Annotated in this window: 22 protein-coding genes and 1 pseudogene; 15 read left to right on the top strand and 8 right to left on the bottom strand. The window is 71.7% G+C overall.

The window, feature by feature from the left end:
* Positions 1 to 25: 25 nt before the first annotated feature.
* Genes ACGFU6_RS06030 through ACGFU6_RS06020 form a run of 3 tightly spaced genes read right to left on the bottom strand, consistent with a single transcriptional unit; the run spans position 26 to position 2,624 of the window.
* Positions 26 to 706 carry an N-acetylmannosamine-6-phosphate 2-epimerase gene (locus tag ACGFU6_RS06030; RefSeq protein WP_393608316.1) on the bottom strand — a complete coding sequence of 227 codons (681 nt, stop codon included), beginning with the start codon at positions 704 to 706 and terminating at the stop codon, positions 26 to 28.
* Positions 703 to 1,668 carry an ROK family protein gene (locus ACGFU6_RS06025; RefSeq protein ID WP_393608314.1) on the bottom strand — a complete coding sequence of 322 codons (966 nt, stop codon included), beginning with the start codon at positions 1,666 to 1,668 and terminating at the stop codon, positions 703 to 705. The genes ACGFU6_RS06030 and ACGFU6_RS06025 overlap by 4 nt, the downstream gene beginning before the upstream one ends.
* A complete protein-coding gene (locus tag ACGFU6_RS06020) occupies positions 1,665 to 2,624 on the bottom strand; it encodes a dihydrodipicolinate synthase family protein (protein WP_393608313.1) in 960 nt (319 codons plus the stop codon). The genes ACGFU6_RS06025 and ACGFU6_RS06020 overlap by 4 nt, the downstream gene beginning before the upstream one ends.
* A gap of 152 nt (positions 2,625 to 2,776) precedes the next feature.
* Here ACGFU6_RS06020 and ACGFU6_RS06015 point away from each other — a divergent pair, with 152 nt between their 5' ends.
* Both ACGFU6_RS06015 and ACGFU6_RS06010 read left to right on the top strand, forming a co-directional pair.
* Entirely contained in the window at positions 2,777 to 3,463 is a 687-nt protein-coding gene (locus tag ACGFU6_RS06015; RefSeq protein ID WP_393608311.1) for a FadR/GntR family transcriptional regulator, read from the top strand.
* A 207-nt stretch (positions 3,464 to 3,670) separates the two neighbouring features.
* Positions 3,671 to 4,432: a hypothetical protein gene (locus ACGFU6_RS06010; RefSeq protein WP_393608310.1), complete on the top strand. Its 762-nt coding sequence runs from the start codon at positions 3,671 to 3,673 to the stop codon at positions 4,430 to 4,432.
* Between the two features lie 105 nt (positions 4,433 to 4,537).
* Here the strand turns inward: ACGFU6_RS06010 and ACGFU6_RS06005 are convergent.
* Both ACGFU6_RS06005 and ACGFU6_RS06000 read right to left on the bottom strand, forming a co-directional pair.
* A pseudogene (locus ACGFU6_RS06005) lies at positions 4,538 to 5,692 on the bottom strand (exo-alpha-sialidase); the annotation flags it as partial.
* A gap of 233 nt (positions 5,693 to 5,925) precedes the next feature.
* Positions 5,926 to 6,657 carry a FadR/GntR family transcriptional regulator gene (locus ACGFU6_RS06000; RefSeq protein ID WP_393608309.1) on the bottom strand — a complete coding sequence of 244 codons (732 nt, stop codon included), beginning with the start codon at positions 6,655 to 6,657 and terminating at the stop codon, positions 5,926 to 5,928.
* Positions 6,658 to 6,839: 182 nt separating this feature from the next.
* Here ACGFU6_RS06000 and ACGFU6_RS05995 point away from each other — a divergent pair, with 182 nt between their 5' ends.
* The 5 genes from ACGFU6_RS05995 (at position 6,840) to ACGFU6_RS05975 (ending at position 13,407) form a co-directional block, all read left to right on the top strand.
* The gene (locus tag ACGFU6_RS05995; RefSeq protein ID WP_393608308.1) at positions 6,840 to 8,435 is read left to right on the top strand and encodes an ABC transporter substrate-binding protein; all 1,596 of its coding nucleotides are present in this window, start codon (positions 6,840 to 6,842) and stop codon (positions 8,433 to 8,435) included.
* Positions 8,436 to 8,545: 110 nt separating this feature from the next.
* The gene (locus ACGFU6_RS05990) at positions 8,546 to 9,496 is read left to right on the top strand and encodes an ABC transporter permease (protein WP_393608306.1); all 951 of its coding nucleotides are present in this window, start codon (positions 8,546 to 8,548) and stop codon (positions 9,494 to 9,496) included.
* 1 nt (position 9,497) lies between these two features.
* Positions 9,498 to 11,471, top strand: coding sequence for a dipeptide/oligopeptide/nickel ABC transporter permease/ATP-binding protein (locus ACGFU6_RS05985; RefSeq protein WP_393608305.1), 1,974 nt, complete (start codon positions 9,498 to 9,500; stop codon positions 11,469 to 11,471).
* Positions 11,468 to 12,475: an ABC transporter ATP-binding protein gene (locus ACGFU6_RS05980; RefSeq protein WP_393608303.1), complete on the top strand. Its 1,008-nt coding sequence runs from the start codon at positions 11,468 to 11,470 to the stop codon at positions 12,473 to 12,475. Before ACGFU6_RS05985 ends, ACGFU6_RS05980 begins: the two co-directional genes overlap by 4 nt.
* Positions 12,472 to 13,407 (top strand): dihydrodipicolinate synthase family protein, encoded by a 936-nt coding sequence (locus tag ACGFU6_RS05975; protein ID WP_393608302.1) that lies wholly within the window; start codon positions 12,472 to 12,474, stop codon positions 13,405 to 13,407. The genes ACGFU6_RS05980 and ACGFU6_RS05975 overlap by 4 nt, the downstream gene beginning before the upstream one ends.
* A gap of 96 nt (positions 13,408 to 13,503) precedes the next feature.
* Here the strand turns inward: ACGFU6_RS05975 and ACGFU6_RS05970 are convergent, their stop codons facing one another.
* Positions 13,504 to 14,352 carry a chaplin family protein gene (locus ACGFU6_RS05970; RefSeq protein ID WP_393608301.1) on the bottom strand — a complete coding sequence of 283 codons (849 nt, stop codon included), beginning with the start codon at positions 14,350 to 14,352 and terminating at the stop codon, positions 13,504 to 13,506.
* 437 nt (positions 14,353 to 14,789) lie between these two features.
* Here ACGFU6_RS05970 and ACGFU6_RS05965 point away from each other — a divergent pair, with 437 nt between their 5' ends.
* The 6 genes from ACGFU6_RS05965 (at position 14,790) to ACGFU6_RS05940 (ending at position 17,954) form a co-directional block, all read left to right on the top strand.
* Positions 14,790 to 15,191 (top strand): rodlin, encoded by a 402-nt coding sequence (locus ACGFU6_RS05965; protein ID WP_123527390.1) that lies wholly within the window; start codon positions 14,790 to 14,792, stop codon positions 15,189 to 15,191.
* Positions 15,192 to 15,482: 291 nt separating this feature from the next.
* Entirely contained in the window at positions 15,483 to 15,716 is a 234-nt protein-coding gene (locus ACGFU6_RS05960) for a chaplin (protein ID WP_123527391.1), read from the top strand.
* Positions 15,717 to 16,163: 447 nt separating this feature from the next.
* Positions 16,164 to 16,454: a hypothetical protein gene (locus ACGFU6_RS05955; protein ID WP_123527392.1), complete on the top strand. Its 291-nt coding sequence runs from the start codon at positions 16,164 to 16,166 to the stop codon at positions 16,452 to 16,454.
* Positions 16,455 to 16,635: 181 nt separating this feature from the next.
* Positions 16,636 to 17,046 (top strand): rodlin, encoded by a 411-nt coding sequence (locus ACGFU6_RS05950; protein WP_123527393.1) that lies wholly within the window; start codon positions 16,636 to 16,638, stop codon positions 17,044 to 17,046.
* Positions 17,047 to 17,235: 189 nt separating this feature from the next.
* A complete protein-coding gene (locus ACGFU6_RS05945; RefSeq protein ID WP_123527394.1) occupies positions 17,236 to 17,427 on the top strand; it encodes a hypothetical protein in 192 nt (63 codons plus the stop codon).
* Positions 17,428 to 17,546: 119 nt separating this feature from the next.
* The gene (locus ACGFU6_RS05940) at positions 17,547 to 17,954 is read left to right on the top strand and encodes a rodlin (protein ID WP_123527395.1); all 408 of its coding nucleotides are present in this window, start codon (positions 17,547 to 17,549) and stop codon (positions 17,952 to 17,954) included.
* Between the two features lie 129 nt (positions 17,955 to 18,083).
* Here ACGFU6_RS05940 and ACGFU6_RS05935 read toward each other — a convergent pair whose 3' ends face one another.
* Positions 18,084 to 18,584: a DUF5949 family protein gene (locus ACGFU6_RS05935; protein ID WP_393608298.1), complete on the bottom strand. Its 501-nt coding sequence runs from the start codon at positions 18,582 to 18,584 to the stop codon at positions 18,084 to 18,086.
* A 391-nt stretch (positions 18,585 to 18,975) separates the two neighbouring features.
* On the opposite strand from ACGFU6_RS05935, the gene rsgA reads away from it, so the two are divergent.
* A complete protein-coding gene (rsgA, locus tag ACGFU6_RS05930) occupies positions 18,976 to 20,163 on the top strand; it encodes a ribosome small subunit-dependent GTPase A (protein ID WP_393608297.1) in 1,188 nt (395 codons plus the stop codon).
* A gap of 72 nt (positions 20,164 to 20,235) precedes the next feature.
* Complete coding sequence (locus ACGFU6_RS05925) at positions 20,236 to 21,603, top strand: DNA-3-methyladenine glycosylase 2 family protein (protein WP_393608392.1); 1,368 nt, start codon at positions 20,236 to 20,238, stop codon at positions 21,601 to 21,603.
* Between the two features lie 3 nt (positions 21,604 to 21,606).
* Here the strand turns inward: ACGFU6_RS05925 and ACGFU6_RS05920 are convergent, their stop codons facing one another.
* Positions 21,607 to 23,988: a glycoside hydrolase family 95-like protein gene (locus ACGFU6_RS05920; RefSeq protein ID WP_393608296.1), complete on the bottom strand. Its 2,382-nt coding sequence runs from the start codon at positions 23,986 to 23,988 to the stop codon at positions 21,607 to 21,609.
* Positions 23,989 to 24,000: the final 12 nt, after the last annotated feature.

Raw genomic sequence — 24,000 nt, 5'->3', positions numbered from 1 at the left:
AGCCGCCCCGCGTGGTGGGGGAGGGTCAGGGCCGGGCGATGCCTGCGACGAAACGGGCGGTCAGGGCCGTGGGGGCGGTGATCGCGGTGCCGACGACGACGCTGTGCGCACCGCGTCGCAGCGCCTCGGCCGCGTCCTCGGGGGTGTTGATACGGCCTTCGGCGACGACCGGGACGTCGATCGCGGCGGACAGCGCGGCGACCAGCGCGAGATCGGGGCCGGTCTGCTTCGGGGCGCCGGGCACGTAGCCGGAGAGGGTCGTGGAGACGAAGTCGGCGCCCTGCGCGGCCGCCGTGACGCCCTCCTCGAACGTGGAGACGTCGGCCATGACCAGCGCGCCGGCCGCGTGGACCGCCTCGACGAGGTCCGCGAACACCGAGCCGTCGGGGCGCGGCCGGTCGGTGGCGTCGGCGGCGACGACGGCCGCACCTGCCTCGGCCACCGCCAGGGCGTGCCGGACGGTCGGCGTGATGTAGACGCCGGTGTCGCCGTCCTTCCACAGGCCGATGACCGGCAGGTCGACGGCCGCCACGATCGCCGCGACGACGGCCGGCTCGTTGGCCCGGATCGCGGCGCCGCCACCGGCGACCGCCGACAGCGCGAGGCGCACCAGGGTGGCGGTCTCCCGCATCGGGTCGCCGGGCGGGGCCTGGCAGGACACGATCAGCCTGCCCTCGAGCGCGGCGGCGAGATTCTGAGCGGTCATCGGTGGACTCCCGGGTGGTGGAGGGGAAGGGTGGCGGTCAGAGCGGCCGCCCCGCGCACGGCGGCGTCGTGGCCGAGGAGCGGCGTGCGGGGCACGAGCCCGCGCAGCGGTGCCATCAGCTCGGCGGCGAACGCGGTGCGCAGGGCGCTCTCGTACAGGGGGCCGATCCGGGGGACGCCGCCGCCGACGACGACCCGGTCGGGGCCGAAGGCGTTGGCGAGTCCGCCGAGCACCTGGCCCGCGGCGGCCGCGCCGGTGGTGATGGCGGACACCGCGTCGGCGTCGCCCCGCGCGGCCCGCACGGCGACCGTCTCCAGCCGGTCCACCGGGGCGCCGGTCAGCCGCTCGTAATGGGCGGCAATACCGGGGCCGGAGGCGATGACCTCCAGGTGACCGGTGGCGCCGCAGGTGCAGGGCAGCCCGGCCGCCTCGGGGCTGGGCAGATGACCGAGGTGCCCGGCGATGCCGGACGCCCCGTGCAGCATCCGCCCGTCGACGGCGATCGCACCGCCGACCCCGGTCCCGATGGCGGCGAAGAGCAGCGAGCCGTGTTCCCGGCCGTCCGCGCGGAGCTCGGCGAGTTCCGGGCCGGCCGTGGCGCGTACGTCGTTGTCGCAGGCCACCGGGTATCCGGTGCGGTCCGCGAGGCCGGAGCCCAGGGCGGTGCCGGCCCAGCCGAGGATGGAGTCGGTGGCGCTGGTGACCATGCCGGTGCGGGGATCGATCACCCCGGCCGCCGCGATGCCGAGCACCGCGGCGGCCCTGCCGGGATCGACCTCGGCCGCGGCGGCGGCGAGCGCGTCGAGCACCGCCGCCGCACCGGCACGGGCCGGGGTGGGACGGCTGTGCCGGGCCAGGACCGTGCCGTCGGCGCCGAGGAGCGCGGCGGCGATCTTCGTACCGCCGAGGTCGAGGCCCACGACCGGCCGCCCGGCCGGTGCCGTCCGAGCTTTCGTGGTCATCGGACCGGCGGCAGACCGGCGGCGCGCAGCAGTCCGGAGACCAGCGCGACGGACTCGGCGGACAGCTGGATCTGCGGGAACGCGGTGTCGCCGCAGTCGATGACGCCCAGCAGCCGGAGCGCCGACTTGAACGAGCCGAGCGCCGAGGAGCTGCGGCCCATGTCCGTCTCGGGACCGACGTCGACCATGGCGAACAGCTTGATGAGCCGCTCCTGCTCCTTGGCGGCCAGCGTCCAGTCCCCGGCCCGCGCGGCCTCGTAGAGCCGTACGTAGCCGGCCGGGTCCACGTTGCCGATGCCGGGGACGACGCCGTCCGCGCCGGCCAGCAGGGCCGCGTCCACGGTCAGTTCGGAGCCGGTGAGGATGCTGAACCCGGGTACCGGCCCGTGTGCGCGGCCCTCGCGGCCACCGAGTTCGACGACGAGCCGGCGCAGTCCGCCCTCGTCGCCGCTGCTGTCCTTGAGCCCGGCCAGGGTGCCGTCCTCGGCGAGTTCGCGGACCAGCGCGGCGGACAGTTTGCTGTGCACGGCGACCGGGATGTCGTACGCGAACAGCGGCAGGTCCACCTCGGCGCGCAGCCGGCGGAAGTGCCCGGCGACCTCCTTGCCGTGGGTGCGGGTGTAGAACGGCGCGGTCGCGACCAGGGCGTCGGCGCCCAGCCGCGCGGCGGACCTGGCGTGCTCGGCGACCCGGGCGGTGGTGGTGTCGATGACCCCGGCCAGTACCGGGACCCGGCCGTCGGTCGCGTTGACCACGGTCTCCAGGACCGCGGCGCGCTGGTCGTCGGTGAGGTAGGCGACCTCGCTGGTGGACCCGAGTGCGAAGAGCCCGTGCACGCCCCCGCCGATGAGGTGCTCGACGAGCCGGGCGAGGGAGTTGGTGTCGACCTCCCCGCGGGAGTCGAGCGGGGTGCAGACCGGCGGGACTACGCCGTGCAGCGGTGCGGTCAGAGACATGGTGGGGGCTCCAGCTGATCGGGATACCGACCCGGGGCCTGTCGGGGCTACTCGGATCGAGACGTGAGACGTAAGATGTCCTATGTCTGGCTCAACCTTAAACAGATGCTCCTGCGAACGGTCAAGGGGCAACGGCACCTCAGGAGGACGTTGTGGCGCGGCCCACCATGGCTCAGGACATCGAGCGAAGGATCAAGGAACTGATCCTGGAACGCCGGCTCGCGCCGGGCGACGCGCTGCCCACCGAGACCGAGCTGATGGACCTCTTCGGCGCCGGGCGGGTGTCGGTGCGCGAGGCGCTCAAGTCGCTCCAGGCGGTCAACGTCGTCGAGATCCGGCGCGGGTTCGGCACCTTCGTCGGCTCGCTCTCCCTGGCACCGTTCGCGGAGGGGCTCGCCTTCCGGGCCGCCGTCCGCCACCGCCAGGGCGAGCCCGGTCTCGCCGAGCTGATGAAGGTGCGCGAGGCCCTGGAGACCGGACTGGTGGGCGCCGTCGCGGCCGGGGTCCCGGGCGAGGACCTCGACGTGCTGCGCGCACTGGTGACGAAGATGGAGGAGGAGGCGGGCACCGGCCGGGTCGCCCGCGCCACCGACCGGGCCTTCCACCTCGCGCTCTACGCCTCGCTCGACAACCACCTGCTCAGCGAGGTGCTCGACGCCTTCTGGGCGGCGATGGACCGGGTCCGCGAGGACCTCGACGACGGCCACCAGGACCCGTGGGTCACCTGCGCCCAGCACCACGAGATCGTCGAGGCGGTGGCGGCCGCCGACGGACTGCGCGCGGTCAGGGCGATGCGCACCCACTTCGACGGCATCCGTACCCGGCTCATGCCCGGCTGAGGGCGGGGCGGCGCGGAGGAGTCCAAGGGCCGGGACCCACAAGTCCATAGAGACGCGGCTCCCGCGGGTGCACCCTCGGCGCGGGACCCCGGATGGTTCCGGCCGGTCACGACGGCTCGTCCGGCGTGACAGCAACCGGCGCGGCTGAGGCACGCCCCCGTGCACAGGGGCCCTGGCCTCGTGCCGCGCGCACCAGAGAGGGAACACATGTCATTCATCAGCGCGTTACGCCGCAGCGCCGTGCCCGTGGCGGCAGCCGGCCTGCTCGTGGCGATGCCCCAGACGGCGGTCGCCTCGGTCGGGGGCGGCAACGTCTCGGTCGGATGGTCGATCGGTGGCACGCCGTCCGCAGGCCTGACCAACATCACCTTCCCCATCACGGTCAACTCCGCCACCGCGCACCTGGCCGGGATCTACTTCGCCCAGCAGTACAGCTTCGCCGACGCCATGGGGTACACCGGCCTGCAGCCGCGTCCGGACAGTGGCGGGCACGAGCGGCTGTCGGCCCGCTTCTCCACCTTCACCGCGGGTGCCACCACCGACGACCCGCTCTGCCACGACGGAGCCGACGGCGGCGCGGGCGTCACCTGCGCCGTGGACTTCGACGCCGTGTACGGCCACCGCTACGACATCCTGGTCGAGCGCACGGGCACCAACACCTGGTCCGGAACGGCCACCGACACACAGACGGGCGCCGCCACCCACCTCGGCACCTACACGCTGCCGTCGGGGAGCGGAGACCTCCAGGGCTCGCAGGGCGGCTTCGTCGAGTACTACGCCGGCATCCCCAGCTGCGCCGAAATGCCCAGGGCGGACGCCGTGTTCGGCGGCCCGACCAGCACCGACGCCGGAGGTCTGAGCGGTACGTCCACGGCCAACTACGAGTACAGCGACTGCGTCGGCGAGTCCGGCTACGCCGCCGAGCCGGCCGGGACGGGCACCCACATCTCCCGGGGCTTCGTCTCCTGAGCGCGACCGCCCGAACGGGCGGGTCCGTCCGCCGCCCCGCGACGGACGGACCCGCCGCCCCGGTTACGGGTTGACCGTCACCGTCCTGCTGCCCGGGGCCGTCCTGACCGCGGTGCCGGCGCAGGTGCCGCCCAGCCACTTCAGGTCGAACGAGTCGTACGTGATGTGTTCGTAGTCGCCGCGCTCGTACAGCAGCCCCACCCTGCCGTCCGGCAGCCGGGTCAGGGTCGAGTAGCCCGCCGCGCCGGCGTCGACGACCTTCCGGACCGGCCAGGTCCTCCCGTTGTCGCAGGACATCTTGACGGTGAGGTTGCGCCGCGACCCGGTGTCCTCGGTGTTGCTGAACAGCAGCCAGGAGGACTGCGGATCCGAGGCCGGGGCGTCCGGGGCGTACCGCGTGACCGAGGCGTTGTTCGCCGGGTCGGGGAGCGCGGTGTCCTGGACGAACGGGGTGTAGGTGACCCCGCCGTCCGTGGAGTAGGCGATCGTCCGGTACGGCTTCGACCGGTTGTTGAGCATGACCGTGCCGTCGTTCAGCTCGACGGTCTTGTTCTCGTCGCCGCCGGGACCGACCGGCTCGCCCATCCGCCAGCTGGCGCCGTGGTCGTCGCTGTAGGCGCTCGCCGCGTAGTTGGCGCCGTTGACACGGACGGCGTACTGCTGGATCAGCCGGCCCTTGTGCGCTCCGTTGCGCAGCTGGATGCCCTCGCCGGACGCGGCGAACATCCCGGCCCAGGCCGGGTCCTTGATCTGCTTGGTGATACGGCGGTGCGTCCAGGTCAGCCCGTCGTCGTCCGAGTAGCTGTAGTCGGCCTGGAGGACGTCCGGGTCGCTCTCGTCGTTGCCGGTGGCCGAGCCGGCGAAGCCCTGGTTCACGCCGGCCGCGTAGAACAGGAAGATCCGGCCGGTCGTCCGGTCGACCAGCAGGCTCGGGTCGCCGTAGCCCTTGGGGGCGGCGTCCTCGCGGACCACCCGCTGGGCCTGCCAGGTGGTGCCGCCGTCGGTGCTGCGGCGCAGCACGACGGAGATGTTGGAGGGCAGGTCCGCGAGGGTGGGACGGGCGTCGTACGCCGCCAGCACGGTGCCCTTGACCGAGGTGGTCAGGGCCGGGATGCGGTAGTGGGGGGAGCCCGTGCCGTCGACGGTCAGGTCCTGGGACGTGAGGGTGCCGGCGGCGGGCGCCGCGGCCTGCGCGGTGCCGGTCGAGGCGGCCACCAGCAGGGCGGCGCCGAGCAGGGCGACAGGGACGGTTCGCTGCATGGGCGATCTCTCTTCTCGGAAGGTCGGTGCTTCTCGAAGGGTGGGAGACGGGGGCGCGGCGGCAGGTGCCGGATGCGGGGTGCCGGGTGTGAGGCAGGGCGCCAGGTGAAGCACTGGTCATCAGACGGATGACGTCAGATGTCCTATCGGCACATGGACCCTAGGCAGCCGCCCCGGTGCCCGTCAAGGGTCCTCGGGGCCGGGTCCGCGAGGGGCGGGGCCCGGCCGGTCCGTCAGCCCTTGACGCCGTCGCGGGCCCGCGCCTCGGAGATCCGGCGCCTGACCGGGGCGTAGTGCTCGCCGAGTGCCTGCATGAAGCCTGCGGTGTCCTTGGCCCGCGCGGCGTCCACGATGTTCTGGTGGGCGGCGATCGTCGCCGTCTCGTCGGCGTGCGTGAATCCGTCGAGGTGCGGGGCGACGATCGTGTACACGTCCCAGAAGGCCATCGAGAGCTGGCCGATCAGCTCGTTGCCCAGCGGGGCGACGAGCAGTGCGTGGAACGCCCGGTCCGCGTCGACGAAACCGTGCCCCTCCTGCGCCCCGGTCTCGCGCATGGTGGTCACCAGGCCCTCCAGCGCGTCGAGTTGCTCCGGAGTGAGCAGCGTGACGATCCGGTCGGCCATCCCGCGCTCGAAGAGCTCGCGCACGTCCACCAGGTCGGCCATCACCTGGAAGTCGTCGTCGGGCGAGAGCAGCCCGCGGAAGGTGAGGCTCTCCACCAGTGCCGACAGGCTCAGTCTGCCGACGTACGTGCCGTGCCCGTGGCGGACCTCGACGATGTCCAGCGCGTTCAGGATCTTGACGGCCTCGCGGACGCTGGAGCGGCTGGCGCCGAGCGCCTCGCAGAGTGCGGGCTCGGTGGGCAGCGGGTCCCCGGGGCGGAGCCGTTCCTCGAGGATGTACCGCTTGATGCCGTCGACGACTTCCTGCCGGAGCAGCTGCCGGCCGGGCCTCGTTCCGGACATATGTGAACTCCCCACCTCTTGACCCCTCTCGATTGTCAAGCTACGTTCCCACGCTATCAAGGCATCAGACATCTGACGTCTGATGCGTCAGGATTCACGGACTCCGTGAATCACCGGTCCACCACCGGTGAACCGCCCTTCCAGCACCCCCGACGTCCCACCTCAGAGTCCCTGGAGGACCCGTGCCCGAGCTGAGATCAGCCGGTGTCGAGCGCCGCACCTTCCTGCGTTACACCAGTGCTGTCGGTGCCGCGGCCGCCATCACGGCGAGCCTCGCCGCCTGCGGCGGACCGTCCTCGACCGCCGACGGATCGACGGACAAGGGCAGCGGCAGCGACCTCATCGAAGCCGGTCTGTCCTACCCGCTGTCGACCGGCTTCGACCCGATGATCACCTCGGGCGCGACCCCGTACGCCGCCAACATGCACATCTTCGAGGGTCTGGTGGATCTCGATCCGGCAACACTCGTGGCACGTCCCGCGCTCGCCACCGAGATGCCGAAGAAGATCAACGCCACCACCTACCGGGCGACACTGCGCAAGGGGGCGACCTTCCACGACGGCTCCGCCGTCACCGCCGAGGACGTGGTGTTCAGCTTCGAACGCATCCTGGACCCGAAGAACGCCTCGCTGATGGCGCAGTTCGTGCCCTTCATCGACACGGTCAAGGCCGTCGACGCGGGCACGGTCGAGTTCAAGCTCAAGTACCCCTTCGCGCTCTTCCCGTCCCGGATAGCCGTGGCCCGGATCGTCCCGAAGAAGATCGTGGCGCCCGACCCCAAGGCCTTCGACGCCAAGCCGGTCGGCTCGGGGCCGTACAAGTTCGTCTCGGCCACCCGCGAGGACAAGATCGTCTTCGAGGCGTACGACAAGTACAACGGCACCCACCCCGCCAAGGCCAAGAAGATGGTCTGGCGCCTGATGTCCGACCAGTCGGCCCGGGTCAGCGCCATGGAGTCGGGCCGCGTCCAGGCCATCGAGGACGTCCCGTACATCGACGTCAAGCGGCTCTCGGGCAACGCGAGGACGGAGTCCGTCCAGTCCTTCGGACTGCTCTTCCTGATGTTCAACACCGCCGACAAGAGGTTCGCCGACAAGCGGGTGCGCCAGGCGCTGCACTACGCCCTGGACACCGAGAAGATCATCTCCACCGCGATGGTCGGCAACGCAGCGGCCGCCACCGGCTACGTGCCCTCGACCCACCCCGACTACCACAAGGCCGCGACCGTCTACACGCACGACGTGGCCAAGGCGAAGCAGCTGCTCGCGGAGGCGGGCGTGAAGAACCTGTCCTTCACCGTCCTGACCACCGACACCGGCTGGGTCAAGGACATCGCCCCGCTGCTGAAGGAGAGCTGGGAGCAGGCGGGCGTCAAGGTCACCCTCAGCATCGCCCAGTCCCCGGCCCAGTACGCCAAGGTCGACAAGGGGGACTTCGACGTCCTCGTCGCCCCCGGCGACCCGTCCGTCTTCGGCAACGACGCCGACCTGCTGCTGCGCTGGTTCTACTACGGCTTCTGGCCCGAGAGCCGCTACGGCTGGGGCAAGTCCGCCGCGTACAAGAAGGTCAGGCAGACCCTCGACAAGGCCGCCCAGGCGGGCGACGACGCGAAGCGCAAGGAGCTGTGGGGCCAGGTCACCGACCTCGTCGCGGACGAGGCGGCGCTCTACCCGATCCTGCACCGCAAGCTCCCCACCGCCTGGACCGAGAAGGCGCTGCCCGGTTTCAAGCCGCTGCCCACCACGGGCCTGTCCTTCCTGGACGTCAGCCGCGCCTGACCGGCCCCACGCCCCCGGCCGGCGCCGCTCAGCGGCGCCGGACCGTCCGGTCCGGGACGACGGGACCCCGCCGTCCCGGACCGGCCCGCCCAACCGCAAGGAACCCGACGATGGTTGCTTTTCTCCGGCTCGCGCTGCGCCGCGTCGCGATGATGCCGGTGATGATCCTCGGCATCGCGCTGCTCGTCTTCGTGGTGCTGCAGTTCTCGCCGGTCGACCCGGCCTTCAACGCGCTCGGGGAGAGCGCCACCCCCGAAGCCCGTGCGGCCTTCGCGGACGCCAACGGCCTGAACGATCCGCTGCCCGTCCGCTACTTCCACTTCCTGGGCCAACTGCTCCACTTCGACCTCGGCACGACCGTCCCGCCGAGCCAGCCCGTCGTCGACCGGATCACCGCCGCCTTCCCGCTCACCCTCCAGCTGACGGTTCTCGGCCTGATCCTGGCGATCGTGCTCGCGGTCGTCTCCGGCGTCGTCGGCGCGACGTACCGCGACCGCTGGCCCGACCAGCTGTTCAGGGTGCTCTCCATGGCCGGGGTCGCCGTCCCGTCCTTCTGGCTCGGCGTCCTGCTCATCCAGCAGTTCGCGCTGAACACCCGGATCTTCCCGACCGGCGGCTACACCAACCCGGCCGACTCCTTCGGCGGCTGGCTCCGCACCATGGCCCTGCCGGCCCTCTCGCTCGCCGTGCCCGTCGCGGCCTCACTCGCCCGGCTCGTCCGCACCTCGATGGTCGCCGAACTCGACCGCGACTACGTCCGCACCGCACGCGGCAACGGACTGCCGGTGTTCCTGGTGATCCGCTCGGTGCTCCGCAACGCGCTCGTCACCCCGCTCACCGTGCTCGGCGTCAAGGTCGGCTACCTGCTCAGCGGCGCCGTCGTCATCGAAGCGATCTTCGACCTGCCCGGCATGGGCAAGCTCATCCTCGAAGGTGTCACCGGCGGCGATGTCGCCCTGGTCCAGGGCACCGTACTGACCATCGCCATCGCGTTCCTGGTGGTCAACGTCATCGTCGACCTGCTCTACCTGCTGGTCAACCCGCGCATCAGGACGGTGTGACATGTTCACCACGGGCCGCCCGGCCAACAAACTGTCCCGACCGGCCATCGCGTTCCGCGCCCTCCCGGTCACCTCCCGCATCGCGCTCTGCGTGCTGCTCCTCGTCATCCTCGGCGCGGTCCTCGCCCCGCTCCTCACCCAGGACCCGCTCACCACCGGCACCCCGGTCCAGGCGCCCGGCGGCGACCACTGGTTCGGCACCGACCGGGCCGGCCGCGACGTCTTCGCCCGGGTCGTGCACGGCTCGCGCTACTCGCTCGTCATCGGACTCGGCTCGACCGCCCTGGCCCTGATCGCCGGCGCCCTGCTCGGCGCGCTCGCCGCGACCTCGCGCAAGCTCGGCGACGAGTCCGTGATGCGCACCCTCGACGTGGTGATGTCGTTCCCGCCGATCGCGCTGGCCGCCGTGCTCGTCGCGGTGTTCGGCACCAGCGTCCCGGTCATCATCTTCACCATCGCCTTCGTCTACACCCCGTCGCTGGCCCGGGTGGTCCGCGCCAACGTCCTCTCCCAGTACGGCGAGGACTACGTCGCGGCCGAGAAGGTCATCGGTGCCCGGCGCGGCTACATCGTGCTGCGGCACGTCGCCGTCAACTGCATGGCCCCGGTCATGGTGTTCGCCACCGTGATGGTCGCCGAGGCGATCATCTTCGAAGCGAGCCTCTCCTTCATCGGCGCCGGGGTGCAGGACCCCGACCCCAGCTGGGGCAGCGTCCTGGCCTACGGCCGCCAGATCCTCCTGGCGGGCGGCTGGTGGGCCACGTTCTTCCCGGGCCTCGCCCTGCTGGTCACCGTGCTCGCACTGAACATCCTCTCCGAGGGCCTCACCGACGCCTCGGCGGCCCCGAAGAAGGCCCGCGCGGCGGGCGCGGACCCCTCCCGCACCACCACGGCGCCGGACCCGGTCGAGGCCCGCTCCACCGTGGACATCGACGCCGCCCTGGCCAAGCTCGCGGAGCGCGTCCACGCGGGCGGCCCGGCCATCGCCCCGGTACCGGAGGACGCCGCCGGACTCCTGGTCGTACGGGACCTCGCCATCCGCTTCCCCGACCGGTACGGCACCGTCCCGGTCGTCGACTCCCTCGACCTCACCGTCCACGAGGGCGAAACCCTCGGCCTGGTCGGCGAGTCGGGCTGCGGGAAGTCCATCACCAGCCTCGCCGTCATGGGCCTCCTCGCCCGCAACGCCGAGGTCAGCGGCGAGATCCTCTACCGGGGCCGGGACCTGCTGAAGCTCCCGCCGAAGGAACGCCGCGCCCTGATGGGCCCCGAGATCGCGATGGTCTACCAGGACGCGCTCTCCTCCCTCAACCCGTCCGTGCTCGTCGGCACCCAGCTCAGGCAGCTCACCTCGCGCGGCGGCACGAAGACCCCGGCCGAACTCCTGGAACTGGTCGGCCTCGCACCCGAACGCACCCTGCGCAGCTACCCCCACGAGCTCTCCGGCGGCCAGCGCCAGCGCGTCCTGATCGCCATGGCGCTGTCCCGCGGCCCCCGCCTGCTCATCGCGGACGAACCGACCACCGCCCTGGACGTCACCGTCCAGGCCCAGGTCGTCGAACTCCTCGTCCGGCTGCGCGACGAACTCGGCTTCGCCATGGTGCTCGTCAGCCACGACCTCGCCCTCGTCGGCGACCTGTCGCACCGCGTCGCCGTGATGTACGCGGGCCGGCTGGCCGAGATCGGTGCCACCCGGTCCGTACTCACCGACCCCACCCACCACTACAGCCGCGGCCTGCTCGGCTCGGTCGTCTCGCTGGAGGCGGGCGCCGAACGGCTCCACCAGATCCGCGGCGTCGTCCCCGCGCCCCAGGGCTTCGGCCGGGGCTGCCGGTTCGCATCCCGCTGCGGCGCCGCCACCGAACTGTGCCGCACCACCACCCCCGCGCTCACCGCACGCGACGGCGCGCACGACCACGGCTTCGCCTGCCACCACCCGGCGAAGGCCGCACAGCTGGAAGGGAGCCCCCTGTGATCAGGCTCGACGGCGTCCACGTACGCCACAAGGCACGCAGCGGAGGCGTGTTCCGCCGCGACGCCGTGCACGCCCTCACCGACGCGAGCCTGGAGGTGAAGCGCGGCGAGATCGTCGGCCTGGTCGGTGAGTCAGGCTGCGGCAAGTCGACGATGGCCCGGGTACTGACCGGTCTGCAGAAGCCCACCGAGGGCACGGTCACCTTCCACGGCAAGGACCTGTGGGAGATGACCGGGACCCAGCGGCGCGACGACTTCGGCTCCGCCGTCGGCGTCGTCTTCCAGGACCCCTCGACCGCCCTCAACCCCCGGCTCACGGTCGAACAGATCCTTCGCGACCCGCTCGACGTGCACCGCCGCGGCACCCGCGAGCAGCGCCGGGCCCGCGTGGCGGAACTCCTCGACCTGGTCGGACTTCCCGGCCACACCCTGGCGGCCCTGCCCGGACAGCTCTCCGGCGGTCAGCGCCAGCGCGTCGCCATCGCCCGCGCCCTGGCGCTCGAACCCGAACTGGTCGTCGCGGACGAACCCACGTCCGCGCTCGACGTCTCGGTCCGCGCCCAGGTCCTCAACCTCCTGGTGGACCTGCGCGAACGGCTCGGCCTCGGCATGGTGTTCATCTCGCACGACATCCAGACCGTGCGCTACCTGGCCGACCGCATCGCCGTCCTCTACCTCGGCCGCATCGTCGAGGAGGGGCGCGCGGCCGACGTCGCGGGCGCCCCCTCGCACCCGTACACCGAGGCACTGCTCTCCGCGACCCCCAGCCTGCTGGAGACCACCGAGCGCATCGTGCTCACCGGCCCGGTCCCCTCCGCCACCAACCCGCCGGCCGGCTGCCCGTTCCGCACCCGCTGCTGGAAGGCCGACGACGAGTGCGCCACGGTCTTCCCGGTCCGCACCGCCGGCCCGGACGGACACCGCTGGCACTGCGTCCACCCCCAGACCTTCGCGTCCCCCTCCGGGGACCCGTCCCCCGTACCGTCCGCAAGGAGCACCGCATGACCGCCCGAACCCCCCGCTACGCGGGAGTGATCCCGCCCGTCGTCACCCCGCTCACCGCGGACGGCGAGCTCGACCGCCCCTCCCTGGAGCGGGTCGTGGGGCATCTCGTCGACGGCGGTGTCAGCGGGCTGTTCGCCCTCGGCAGCTCCGGTGAGACCGCCTATCTGACGCCCGGACAGCAGGACCAGGTCATCGAGGTCATCACGGCGGCCGCCGCGGGCCAGGTGCCGGTCCTCGTCGGAGCGATCGAGACCACCACCAACCGGGCCATCGAGCGCGCCGGCCGCGCCGCCGAACTCGGGGCGGACGCCGTCGTCGTCACCGCGCCCTTCTACACCCGCACCGACGACGCCGAGATCGACCGCCACTTCAGGCAGGTCGCGGCCGCCGTAGACCTGCCGCTCCTCGCCTACGACGTGCCGGTCTGCGTGCACAGCAAGCTCGACCCGGAACTGCTGCTGCCGCTGGCGGCCGACGGGGTGCTGGCCGGGGTCAAGGACTCCAGCGGCGACGACGGCTCGTTCCGCCGCCTGGCCATCGGCGCCCGGGACCTGCCCGGGTTCTCCGTGCTCACCGGCCACGAGCTGGTCGTCGACGCGATGATGCTGGGCGGCGCCGACGGCTCGGTGCCCGGACTCGGCAACGTCGACCCGCACGGCTACGTACGTCTGCACGAAGCGGCCGTACGCGGCGACTGGGCCGCGGCGACCGCCGAACAGGACCGTCTCGTCGGGCTCTTCGACATCATCCGCGCCGCCCGCCCGGGAACCGCCTCCGCCACCGCCGCCGGACTCGGCGCGTTCAAGACCGCGCTCATGCTGCGCGGGATCATCGCCACCAACGTGATGAGCCCGCCCATGCGCCCGCTGGACGCCGAGGAGACGGCGACGGTCGCCCGGTACCTGGAGCGTGCGGGACTCTCCACGGTCTGAGGACGGTGCCTGCGCCACGCGTCGGAGGCCCGGTCGGACAGCGTGTGCTGTCCGACCGGGCCTCCGGAGGCTGTCGTTACCGCTGAGGGGGCAGGCTCAGCCCTGCGACTTGCGGCTGCGGCGCATCAGCAGGCCGCCACCGAGGACCATCGCGGCGCTGGCGCCACCGGCGATGCCCAGGTTGCTGTTCGCACCGGTGTGCGCCATCTGCGGCGGCTTGTGGTGGTGCGTCGGCTTGTGGGGGTGCCAGGCGTGCGTCGGCGGGTTGTGCGTGGGCGGGTTGTGGGTCGGGGGGTTGTGGGTCGGGGGGTTGTGGTGCGGGGGGTTGTGCGTGGGCGGGTTGTGGTGCGGCGGGTTGTGCGTCGGCGGGTTGTGGTGGTGGCCGGGAGGGCAGTCGCCGTTGTGGTGGTGGTGATGGCCCGTCGTCGGGGGCTTCGGGGGCTGGTGGTGGGTCGGGGGCTTGTGGTGCGTCGGCGGCTTGTGGTGGGTCGGGGGCTTCGGGGTCTCCATCCCGCCCTCGCCGTTCTCGCACTCGTTGCCGAACGCCGGGTTCAGCAGGCCGACCACGTCGACGGTGTTTCCACAGGCGTTGACCGGGACGTCGACCGGGGCCTGGATCAGGTTGCCCGACAGCACGCCGGGGGAGTTGGCCGCGACGCCCTCGGCACTCGCGCCCTGAGCGTCGTCGCCGCCCGATTCCCCGTCGCCGTTCTCGCACTCGTTGCCGAACGCCGGGTTCAGCAGGCCGACCACGTTGACCGTGTTGCCGCAGACGTTCACGGGAACGTGGACCGGCACCTGTACGGCGTTGCCCGAACCGACCCCGGGGGAACCGATGGCGGCTCCGTCCGCCGAGGCGTCCGCGAAGGCGTAGCCGCCGGAGGCGGTCAGGATGCCTGACGCCGCCGCCATGACGAGCACGCTTTTACTCAAGGCTTTTCGCATTGGTTGCCCTTCCTTAGGACTTTTCGCGCGGGCGCACTGCCCGCAGTTCATTCATCAGCCGGCGCAGCAACGGTCGGGCATGCCAGTACTGCTGGGTGAGCGTCCCGTCGGGCGGGCTTGACTCCACCCATAACGACGCGCACGTGACAGAGAAACGTGAAATCGGTGAAAATCATGTGACCACCCGAACGGGCTACGTGTGAGTGTTCGTTTCCCGGGTCCGGGTCATTGGGGTGTGTCCGACGTCAGGAAGTCGAAAGACGGTTGAGTCTTGAATCAAGAGGTGTGCGCACCGAATGCGTTGTGGATTTACCGGCCTCTTTCGTACGGGTGTCCGTCGACTCCCGGCATTCGGGTGAATGGACATAACCAAACGTCCGGAAGCGAGTTGGTCAGTGCGCTCCGGTACGGGGTATCCAGTACGAGAAGGGTTCATCGTGATCAAGAAGGTCCTGGCTACGGGAGCCGTTGCCGCCTCCATCCTCGGTCTCGGCGCCACGCAGGCGATGGCCATCGGCGACGACGGCGGCACCACGTCGGTCAACGGCAACGGCGCCTCGCAGTCGTTCGGCAACGCCGAGACCCACGGCGACGGCAGCCCCCAGTTCGGCCTGGTCCAGGGCTCGCTGAACAAGCCCTGCGTCGGCCTGCCGCTCAAGGCCAACGTCGGTTCGCTGGTCGGCCTCGTCCCGATCGCGGTCCAGGACGTCAACGTCCTGTCGTCGCCGCAGAACCAGCAGTGCACCGAGAACTCCACCCAGGCCAAGGGTGACGAGGCGCTGTCGCACATCCTGGACGGTATCCCGGTCCTCTCCGGCAACGGTGCCGGCAACAGCTGATCCGGCTGAGCGCAGGCCCGGGTCGTCGGCTTTCCTCCTCCGGGCGACCCGGGCCTGCTGCTGCCCTCCAGGGGCTCGTCCGTGCGCGGCCCGCCGGCCGTGACGGTGACGTCGCGTGATCGGAAGCTGCGTCATTCGGGCGGACTTTGAGGAATCTGCGCCTCGAAGAGTTTCGCTTACCGTCTTAAATCGTTACGAATTACAGCGGCGGAGTTACGAGTGATCACAACCCGCGCTCGTGCGGCACGAAATTCGTCGCCGCTCCGGACTCCGTCGAAGAAAGGGTTGAAAGTGAAGTACACCAAGATTGCCGCCGTTGCCGCCGGAACCCTCATGGCGATCGGTGCGGCCACCCCGGCCTTCGCCGACTCGGGCGCCGAGGGTGCGGCCGTGGGTTCCCCGGGCGTTCTGTCGGGCAACCTCGTCCAGGTCCCGGTCCACGTGCCGGTCAACCTGTGCGGCAACTCCGTGAACGTCATCGGCCTGCTGAACCCGGCCTTCGGCAACACCTGCGTCAACGCCTGATCGCTGTACCGCACAGCCGGTCCCGGTACCGGTCTGCCCCGGATCGCATCTCCTGCGATCCGGGGCTTCCTCTTTCCTGCGTTCTCCGTCCCGGGAGTTCGCGGCCCTGCCCGGACGCGGTGAAAAGGCCTGAGCCGTTTCCACCGGCCCGGGGCGCGGTGCGCCGGCGGCTGGGGGCATACATCCGGGCGGGCGCGCGGGACGAAGTACCGACAGTGCACCACCGATTCGTGTCCGTTGTCCCGTGGTCACACCCGAATCAGTGATTAGTCATGCAATCGATCGAGTGGTCCGGCGGGCCGTCCCGAGAAAATCCGAAAGCTCCAGTTGCCCGGCCGCAATCGGGTCGTTAGCCATGAGGAAAGCGGCAGAAGTCACAGCTAAAGAGGGCTGGTGCGGCGCGCGGATGCGACCGAAAAAGCTGCCGCTGCAGAAGGGAACCTGAAAGTGAAGTACGCGAAGACCGCCGCGTTCGTTGCCGGCTCCGTGGTCGCTCTCGGAACGGCTGCTCCCGCCTTCGCCGTTACCACCGCGACGGCTCCGAACTTCAGCCTCGACGGCGGGATCAACCAGGTGGTCGCCGCGGCTCCGCAGGCCGTCGAGCCGATCGTCGACACCGTTGACGGTGCCACCAGCACGCTGCAGAAGGACGGCACCGTGACCAAGGTCGCCGGCCAGGCCACCGGTGCGGCCAAGGGCGCCGCCCCGCTCGTGGGCGGGCTCCCGCTCGGCGGCTGACCCGTCCCGGGGCGGCGGTTGCCGACCCGAAGCGTTCCACGCGCTCCGGTGCGGCGCCTCCCGTGAACGGACGGAGGGCGTAAGCACCGTTCGAGTGAAGTGCCACAACCATTCCCGCTGCCGCGAGTTGATCAAAGCGCTCAGGTCAGCGGGCAACAGAAGAACCCAGAAGGGCTAGTCAATGATCAAGAAGATTATGGCCTCGGCGGCCGTCGCCGCCTCCATCGTCGGCGTCTCCGCCGCGGTGGCCCCCTCGGCCATGGCGATCGGCAACGACCAGGGCACCACCTCGGTCAACGGCAACGGTGCCATGCAGTCGTACGGCAACTCCGCCACCCACGGCGACTGGAGCCCGCAGTTCGCGCTCATCCAGGGCTCGCTCAACAAGCCCTGCATCGCGCTGCCCGCCAAGGTCAACGCCGGTTCGCTGCTCGGCGTCGTGCCGATCTCGGTCCAGGACCTCAACGTCCTGTCGTCGCCGCAGAACCAGCAGTGCACCGAGAACTCCACCCAGGCCAAGGGTGACGAGGCACTGTCGCACATCCTGGACGACATCCCGATCCTGTCCGGCAACGGTGCCGCCAACGACTAGTCCCAACCCGTCGTACCCATGGGGCCGACCCGTCCGCCCGGCAGCCGATTTCCGGCCGCCCGGACGCGTCGGCCCCATGTCGTTTCCCCGGGGGCGCGGCCCCTGCGGCTGCGTCGAAGGGGCGGGCCCACTGGGCCGGTTGCCGTAGTGGCACCGGGCGCTTTCCCTCGTACCGGGTATGGCCACCTCATGGACCAGTTCGACAGCAGGAGCCCCCAGGACCGCCGCCGCCCCGCGGAAGGCGTCACACCGATCTACGACCGCCTCCTCGCCGAATGGCAGGCGACCCGGGGCGATCCGGAGCCCGTGGAGCCCGATCCGCCCCGTACCGCCGGCCTGGTGCCCGCGGCGCGGACCTCGGGCGAGGCCTTCCCGGGTTGACGAGAGGGTGTCGAACTTACGCGGGATCGAACCCATTTGAGTGGTACTGCGCAACTGTCTGGGCTGTACGCGGTTGATCAGTACGTCCCAGAACGGGGCGTTCCGAAAGGTGAAGTGTGATGAAGAAGATGATGGCCGGCGCGGCCGTAGCCGTGTCCATGGTCGGCCTGTCCGCCGCGATGGCACCTGCGGCCATGGCGATCGGTAACGACCAGGGCACGACGTCGGTCAACGGCAACGGTGCCCAGTCCTCCTACGGCAACAGCGTGACCCGGGGCGACGGCAGCCCGCAGGCCCAGCTCATCCAGGGCACCCTGAACGACCTCTGCCTCGGCGTGCCGGTCAAGGCCAACGTCGGTTCGCTGATCGGCCTCGTCCCGATCGCCGTCCAGGACGTCCAGGTCCTGTCCAACCCGCAGAACCAGCAGTGCGCCGACAACTCCGTGCAGGCCAAGGGCGACGAGCCCCTGTCGCACCTGGTGGACGACATCCCGGTCCTCTCCGGGAACGGCGTCGCCAACAACTGACGCCGGACACACGTGCCGCGGGCGGTCCGGGAAGTCCCGGGCCGCCCGTCGCGCGTCGGCGGGGCACCTGAGTGCGCACGATGCCCACCGCTCCACGGGGGCGGTGGGCATCGTGCGTGGCCGGGGCGCTCAGCCCAGGCTGCGTACCGGCAGCACACAGTGGGCGGACGTCACGATGACCTCGGGGTCACCGGCGAAGGCCCGCAGCGAGTCCTCCGTCACTGGGTTGCCCGGCGCCCCCTGCGGCCACGGGCGGGTGGCGAACATCGCGTGCACCTCGCCCTGTTCACGCGCTGCGGCGAGCCACTCGGGCCGGGCCGGGTACTGGGCGGTGAAGTGGGGCAGCGTCAGGACGGCCTGACCCGCCTGGATGAGGAGCTTCACCGGGAGCCCGGGAGTCTCGTCGGCGCGCACGGGGCCGCCGCTGACCGGAAGGCCGCTGCGCTCCAGGGCGATGTGCATGGCGCTCTCGCCTGCGGCCGGGCCGTCCGATCCGTCGCCGAGGGAGTACACGAGCAGGAAGGCGACTTCCCGTCCGTTGTGGGGATGTTCGCCGCTCCAGCCGATCAGGGTGAGGGTGCCCAACTGGGCCTGGGTGAAGGTGCCGGTGGCTGTCTGGGGGGAGGTCATGTCCGGCACCCTAACCGGCTGTGACCGGTCGATCCTCACGCGTATCACCCGATCGAGGGATAGTTGCCGGTATCCGTACCCCGTACCCCGTACCCCGGACCGGCCGTCTGCGGAGCGTCCGGCGCCGAGTGCCGGGACGACGCGCCGTGTTAAATCGGTTGACGCCACCCGCCCGCTCCGGGCTATCGTTTGCGGTGTTGGGACGGCGGGCGAGATCGCTGGTCCAGGACCGTGCGTGAACCAGGAGGTGAGGACATTGATGACCGTCATTGCGGTGGGCACTGCCCACGAGACGAAGTCCATCTGTCCCACCCCCGTGGCCGCCGGCTGACCTTCTTCCACTTCTGCGCCGCCGTGCGCAGTGCCGGGGCCACCCTGTGAAGGGTCTCCCTTGTCTCTCCCGTCTTCCTCCTCTTCCTCCTCCCTTTCCCCCTCCGCTCCGCAGGGGTCCTCCTCGTCGCACCCGCTGGCCGCGTACGGCTGGGACGACGACTGGGCGGCCGAGTTCGCCCCGTACGCCGAACAGGGGCTGCTGCCCGGCCGCGTGGTGCGGGTGGACCGGGGTCAGTGCGACATCGTCACCACCCGCGGCACTGTCCGCGCCGACACCGCGTTCGTCGTCCCGAGGGACCCGATGCGGATCGTCTGCACGGGCGACTGGGCCGCCGTCGACCCCGGGGGCGACCCGCAGTTCGTCCGTACGCTGCTGCCGCGGCGCACGGCGTTCGTCCGCTCCACCTCGTCCAAGCGCTCCGAGGGCCAGGTGCTCGCCACCAACGTCGACCACATCGCCATCTGCGTCTCACTGGCGGTGGAACTCGACCTGGGCCGGGTCGAACGGTTCCTCGCCCTCGCCATGTCCAGTGGCGGCGGTGACGCCCTGCTGCGTGACGGGGCATCGGCCGGCGACGGGACCGCCGAGACGGTCGTCGTCCTGACCAAGGCCGACCTGGTCCCGGACGCCGCCACGCTGTCCTACTTCGTCCAGGACGTCGAGCGGCTCGCCCCGGGGGTTCAGGTGCTGCCCGTCAGCTCCGCCACCGGCGAGGGCGTCGACGTGTTCGCCGCGATCGTGGCGGGCGGTACGAGTGTGTTGCTCGGGGCCTCCGGCGCCGGCAAGTCCACCCTGGCCAACACCTTGCTCGGGTACGACGAGATGGAGGTGCAGGCCACCCGTGACATGGACGGCAAGGGCCGGCACACCACCACGACCCGCAACCTCCTGGTGCTGCCCTCCGGCGGTGTGCTGATCGACACCCCGGGACTGCGCGGGGTCGGTCTGTGGGACGCGGAGACCGGCGTCGGCCAGGTCTTCTCGGAGATCGAGGCGCTGGCCCGGCAGTGCCGGTTCCAGGACTGCTCCCACGAGGCCGAACCGGGCTGCGCGGTGCGGGCGGCGCTCGCGGACGGGTCGCTGCCCGAGCGGCGCATGGACAGCTACCGCAAGCTGCTGCGCGAGAACCAGCGCATCGTCGCCAAGACCGATGCCCGGGTCCGCTCCGAGATCCGGCGCGACTGGAAGCGCAAGGGCGCCGAGGGCCGGGCCGCCATGGACGCCAAGCGCGGCCGGATCCGGTAGCCGGGACACGCCTGGTCGACGTCCGAAAACCGCGAGTGCGGTGGTGTGCGGTGCCGCACACTGGACGGTGTGATGGACGAAGAGACCAGGTACGAGGCGGTGAGCAGCCGCGACGCGCGTTTCGACGGGGAGTTCTTCTTCGCCGTTGAGACGACCGGCATCTACTGCCGGCCGAGCTGCCCCGCCGTCACCCCCAAGCGGAAGAACGTCCGCTTCTACCCGACCGCGGCCGCCGCGCAGGGCAACGGCTTCCGGGCGTGCAGGCGCTGCCGCCCGGACGCCGTTCCCGGCTCCGCGGACTGGAACGTGCGGGCCGATGTGGTCGGCCGTGCCATGCGGATGATCGGCGACGGTGTGGTGGACCGGGAGGGCGTCCCCGGCCTCGCGGGCCGGCTCGGCTACAGCTCGCGGCAGGTGCAGCGGCAGCTCAACGCGGAGCTGGGCGCCGGTCCCGTTGCACTGGCGCGCGCCCAGCGCGCGCACACGGCCCGGGTACTGCTGCAGACCACGTCCCTGCCCGTCACCGAGATCGTCTTCGCGGCCGGGTTCGCGAGCGTCCGCCAGTTCAACGACACGATCCGGCAGATCTACGCCCGCACCCCGAGCGAACTGCGCGCCGAGGCGGGTACCGGACTGGGCGCGGCGGTCAAGGAGGCGCGCACCACCGGAATCCCGCTCCGGCTCGCGCACCGGGGACCGTACGCCGCCCGCGAGGTCTTCGACCAGCTCGCCGCCGAGACGGTCGGCCGGATCGAGGAGGTCAGCGGCGAGCCCGGCGGCCGCACCTACCGCCGCACCCTGCGCCTCCCGTACGGCACCGGCATCGCCGCCGTGGACGAGCGGTCCGCCGGGAGCTGGCTGGAGGCCCGGATCCACCTCACCGATCTGCGCGACCTGACCACGGCGGTGCAACGGCTGCGCAGGCTCTTCGACCTGGACGCCGATCCGTACGCGGTCGACGAGCTGCTCGCCGCCGATCCGCTGCTCGCCCCGCACGTCGCCGCCCGTCCCGGGCTGCGCTCGCCGGGCGCCGCGGACCCCGAGGAGTTCGCCGTACGGGCCCTGGCCGGCCCGTCGGCCGCCGGGGAGCTGGTCGAGACGTACGGGAAGCGGCTGGACGTGCCCTGCGGCGGGCTCACCCATGTGTTCCCCGAACCGGGCGCGCTGGCCGCTGCGGCGCCCGACGAGCGGGTGCGCGCGCTGGCGGCCGCGCTCGACGACGGGGGCGTACGGCTCGACGCGGGCGCCGACCGGGACGAGGCCGAGCAGGCGCTGCTGCGGCTGCCGGGCATCGAACCGACGACGGCGGCCCTGATCCGGATGCGCGCGCTGGGCGACCCGGACGTCGACCCGTACGGGACACCCGGCGCCGACCGCTGGCGGCCGTGGCGCTCCTACGGCGTACGCCACGCACGGTCCGCGGGCCGGGTGCCCCGCTAAGGGTCAGGCCGGCAGGCCCCAGCTGGGTGCCGGTTCGTTCGCGGCGACCGGGCGGACGGTCAGGTCCGGGCGGTCGCCCGCCGCGGTGATCAGCGCCGAGTCGCCCTTGCGGAGGGGGACGCGGACCGAGCCGTCGGGCAGCTGCTCGTGGTCGAGGCGGCGCCCTCGTCCGTCGCGGACCTCGACCGGGCCCTCGATGCCGTGCCGCACCACGCAGGGCGCGCCCGCCTCGCTGGTGAGGCGCACCCAGCGGGTGCGGCCCTTCTCCCGTACCGCGCTGAGCAGGAAGGCGCCCTGCGTGCGGAAGTCGTGCACGGTCAGCTCCTGCCAGGCGGCGGGCAGGGCGGGGAAGACCCTGATGGTGTCGCCCCAGGACTGGCAGACCATGTCGTGCAGCGACTGGGCGGCCGACAGCGGGGTCTCGATGACCGGGCCGGACTCCTTGTACATGGTGTTGGCCTGGATGAAGCCGCTCATCAGCCGGCCCAGGTACTTCAGCGCGTCCTCGCCCTTGCCGAGCAGCGCCGACATGGAGGCCGCTCCGGTGAAGGTGTAGCCCTGCAGCGCGCCCTCGAAGCCGACCCAGTGCGCGAGGGACTTCTCGATCAGGGCGCGCTCGGCGTCGGTGGAGCCGTTGATCTCGTACAGCGGGTAGACCGCGAGCATGTGCGAGTAGTGCCGGTGGGACATGGCGAACGGCACCCCGGCGCCGATCATGAAGCCGTTCTCGTCCACCGGGTACGGGGCGAGCCTGGCCAGGACCTCTTCCCAGCGGGCGGTCAGCGGGTCGCGGACACCCAGCTCCCGGGCCGAGTCGAGCAGGGTACGGCAGCCCCAGCGCAGCAGCATCAGGTCGTAGTTGCAGTCGGGGGCGTTGACGCCGTACTCGGGGGAGAAGGTGGCCGGCAGGTGCAGCTTGCCGTCCGCGCCCGGGGCGAGGAAGTGCAGGTAGTAGTTGACCGCCTTGCGCAGCAGCGGGAACAGGGTGTCCCGCAGGACCGACCGGTCCATGGTGTGCCGGTAGGAGAGCCAGACGTTGTGCAGGGCCCAGGTCAGGTTGCCCACCTCGGGCGTGGGCGGGTCCTGGCCGGGGATGCCGACCCCGTACCCGCCGTCGGCCACGGCCGCGCCGTTGACCAGCTGCGGGTCGGTGGTGCGCGGGATGCCCGCCGAGTCCGCCCGGTAGGGGGCGGCGACCTCGCGGGAGAGCTGGTCGCGGAACTCGCTCAGGGCCCGGGTGACGGCGTCGAGCTCCAGGTGGTTGGAGCCGTGGATCAGCCAGTACTCCAGCTGGACGTTGAGGTTCCACCAGGTGTTGGGCCAGGGCGTGGGCTCCAGCCAGGGGCCCGAGGTGGCCATCACGGGGGCGTCCTTGCGGGCGGCCGAGGCCGTTTTGTAGAGCTGGATCCAGTAGAACCGCTGGAGCCGGGCGTCGGGCAGCGACAGGAAGCTCTTGCGGTAGTAGCGGTCCCACCAGAGCCGGTGCGGGGCGGCCAGCAAGGTGTACGGGAGGGCCGAGGCGAGGGTGACGTTGCGCAGCGCGCGGTCGCGGGCGGTGTTCTTCGGGTGGGAGTGCGCGACGGTCGCGTACAGGGTGCGGGCCGCGCCCCGGGTCCGCTCGCACCAGGCGGTGACGTGCTGCCCGCCGCCCAGCAGCGACTGGACGGCCGCCGAGGTGGCGCCGTGCTCCTCGACGACGGCCGGGGGGTTGCCCGTGTAGCCGTCGGGCAGCGGCTTGAACGCGGCCCGGGGGCTGATCGCCTCGGCCGGGTGGAAGACCCAGCGGAAGTCCTTCTCGCCCGCGCTCGGGGTCACCTCGACGGCCAGGACGTCACCGGTGGACTGGACGAAGGCGCGGAGCGTGAGGGTGCCCGCGGAGGTGGTGACGGTGCCCTGGAGTTCGGCCGTGCGCAGCCGCATCCGCCAGTCGATGCCCGTGATGGTGCCGGCCGGTTCCAGGGTGAAGTGGCCGATCGGGAGCCGGGCGAGGCCGAACAGCGAGCCGTACTCGGGGCGGTGGTCCTGGACCTCGGAGTGCTGGACGTTGAACCGGATCGCCTCGGTCTCGGCGCCGGGCTCCGCGTAGATGCCGGAGCCGAGCCGTCCGTTGCCCAGGTAGGGGCCCTCGTACCAGGTCTTCGGCAGCTTCTGCCAGTGCAGGTCGGCGTCGTCCAGGACGGTGTTCCAGCTGTCGGCGGGGGAGCGCACCGCGACCGGGGCGGCGCCTTGCGCGGAAGGGGCGGCGGCCTGGGCGGGGACGGCCGCGCCGCCGACCACGAGGGCGCCGCCGAGCGCGGTCCCGGTGGCGAGAACGGTTCTGCGGGAGGGCGCGGGCGACGGGGAGTCGGTTCGGCGGGATGCGGCGGGGTCCGGTGCTGTGGGCAAGGAATCTCCTGG

Origin of the sequence: Streptomyces sp. NPDC048462 (assembly GCF_043200175.1) — a bacterium.
GTDB lineage: Bacteria > Actinomycetota > Actinomycetes > Streptomycetales > Streptomycetaceae > Streptomyces.
This window is presented reverse-complemented; position numbering and strand designations above follow the sequence as displayed.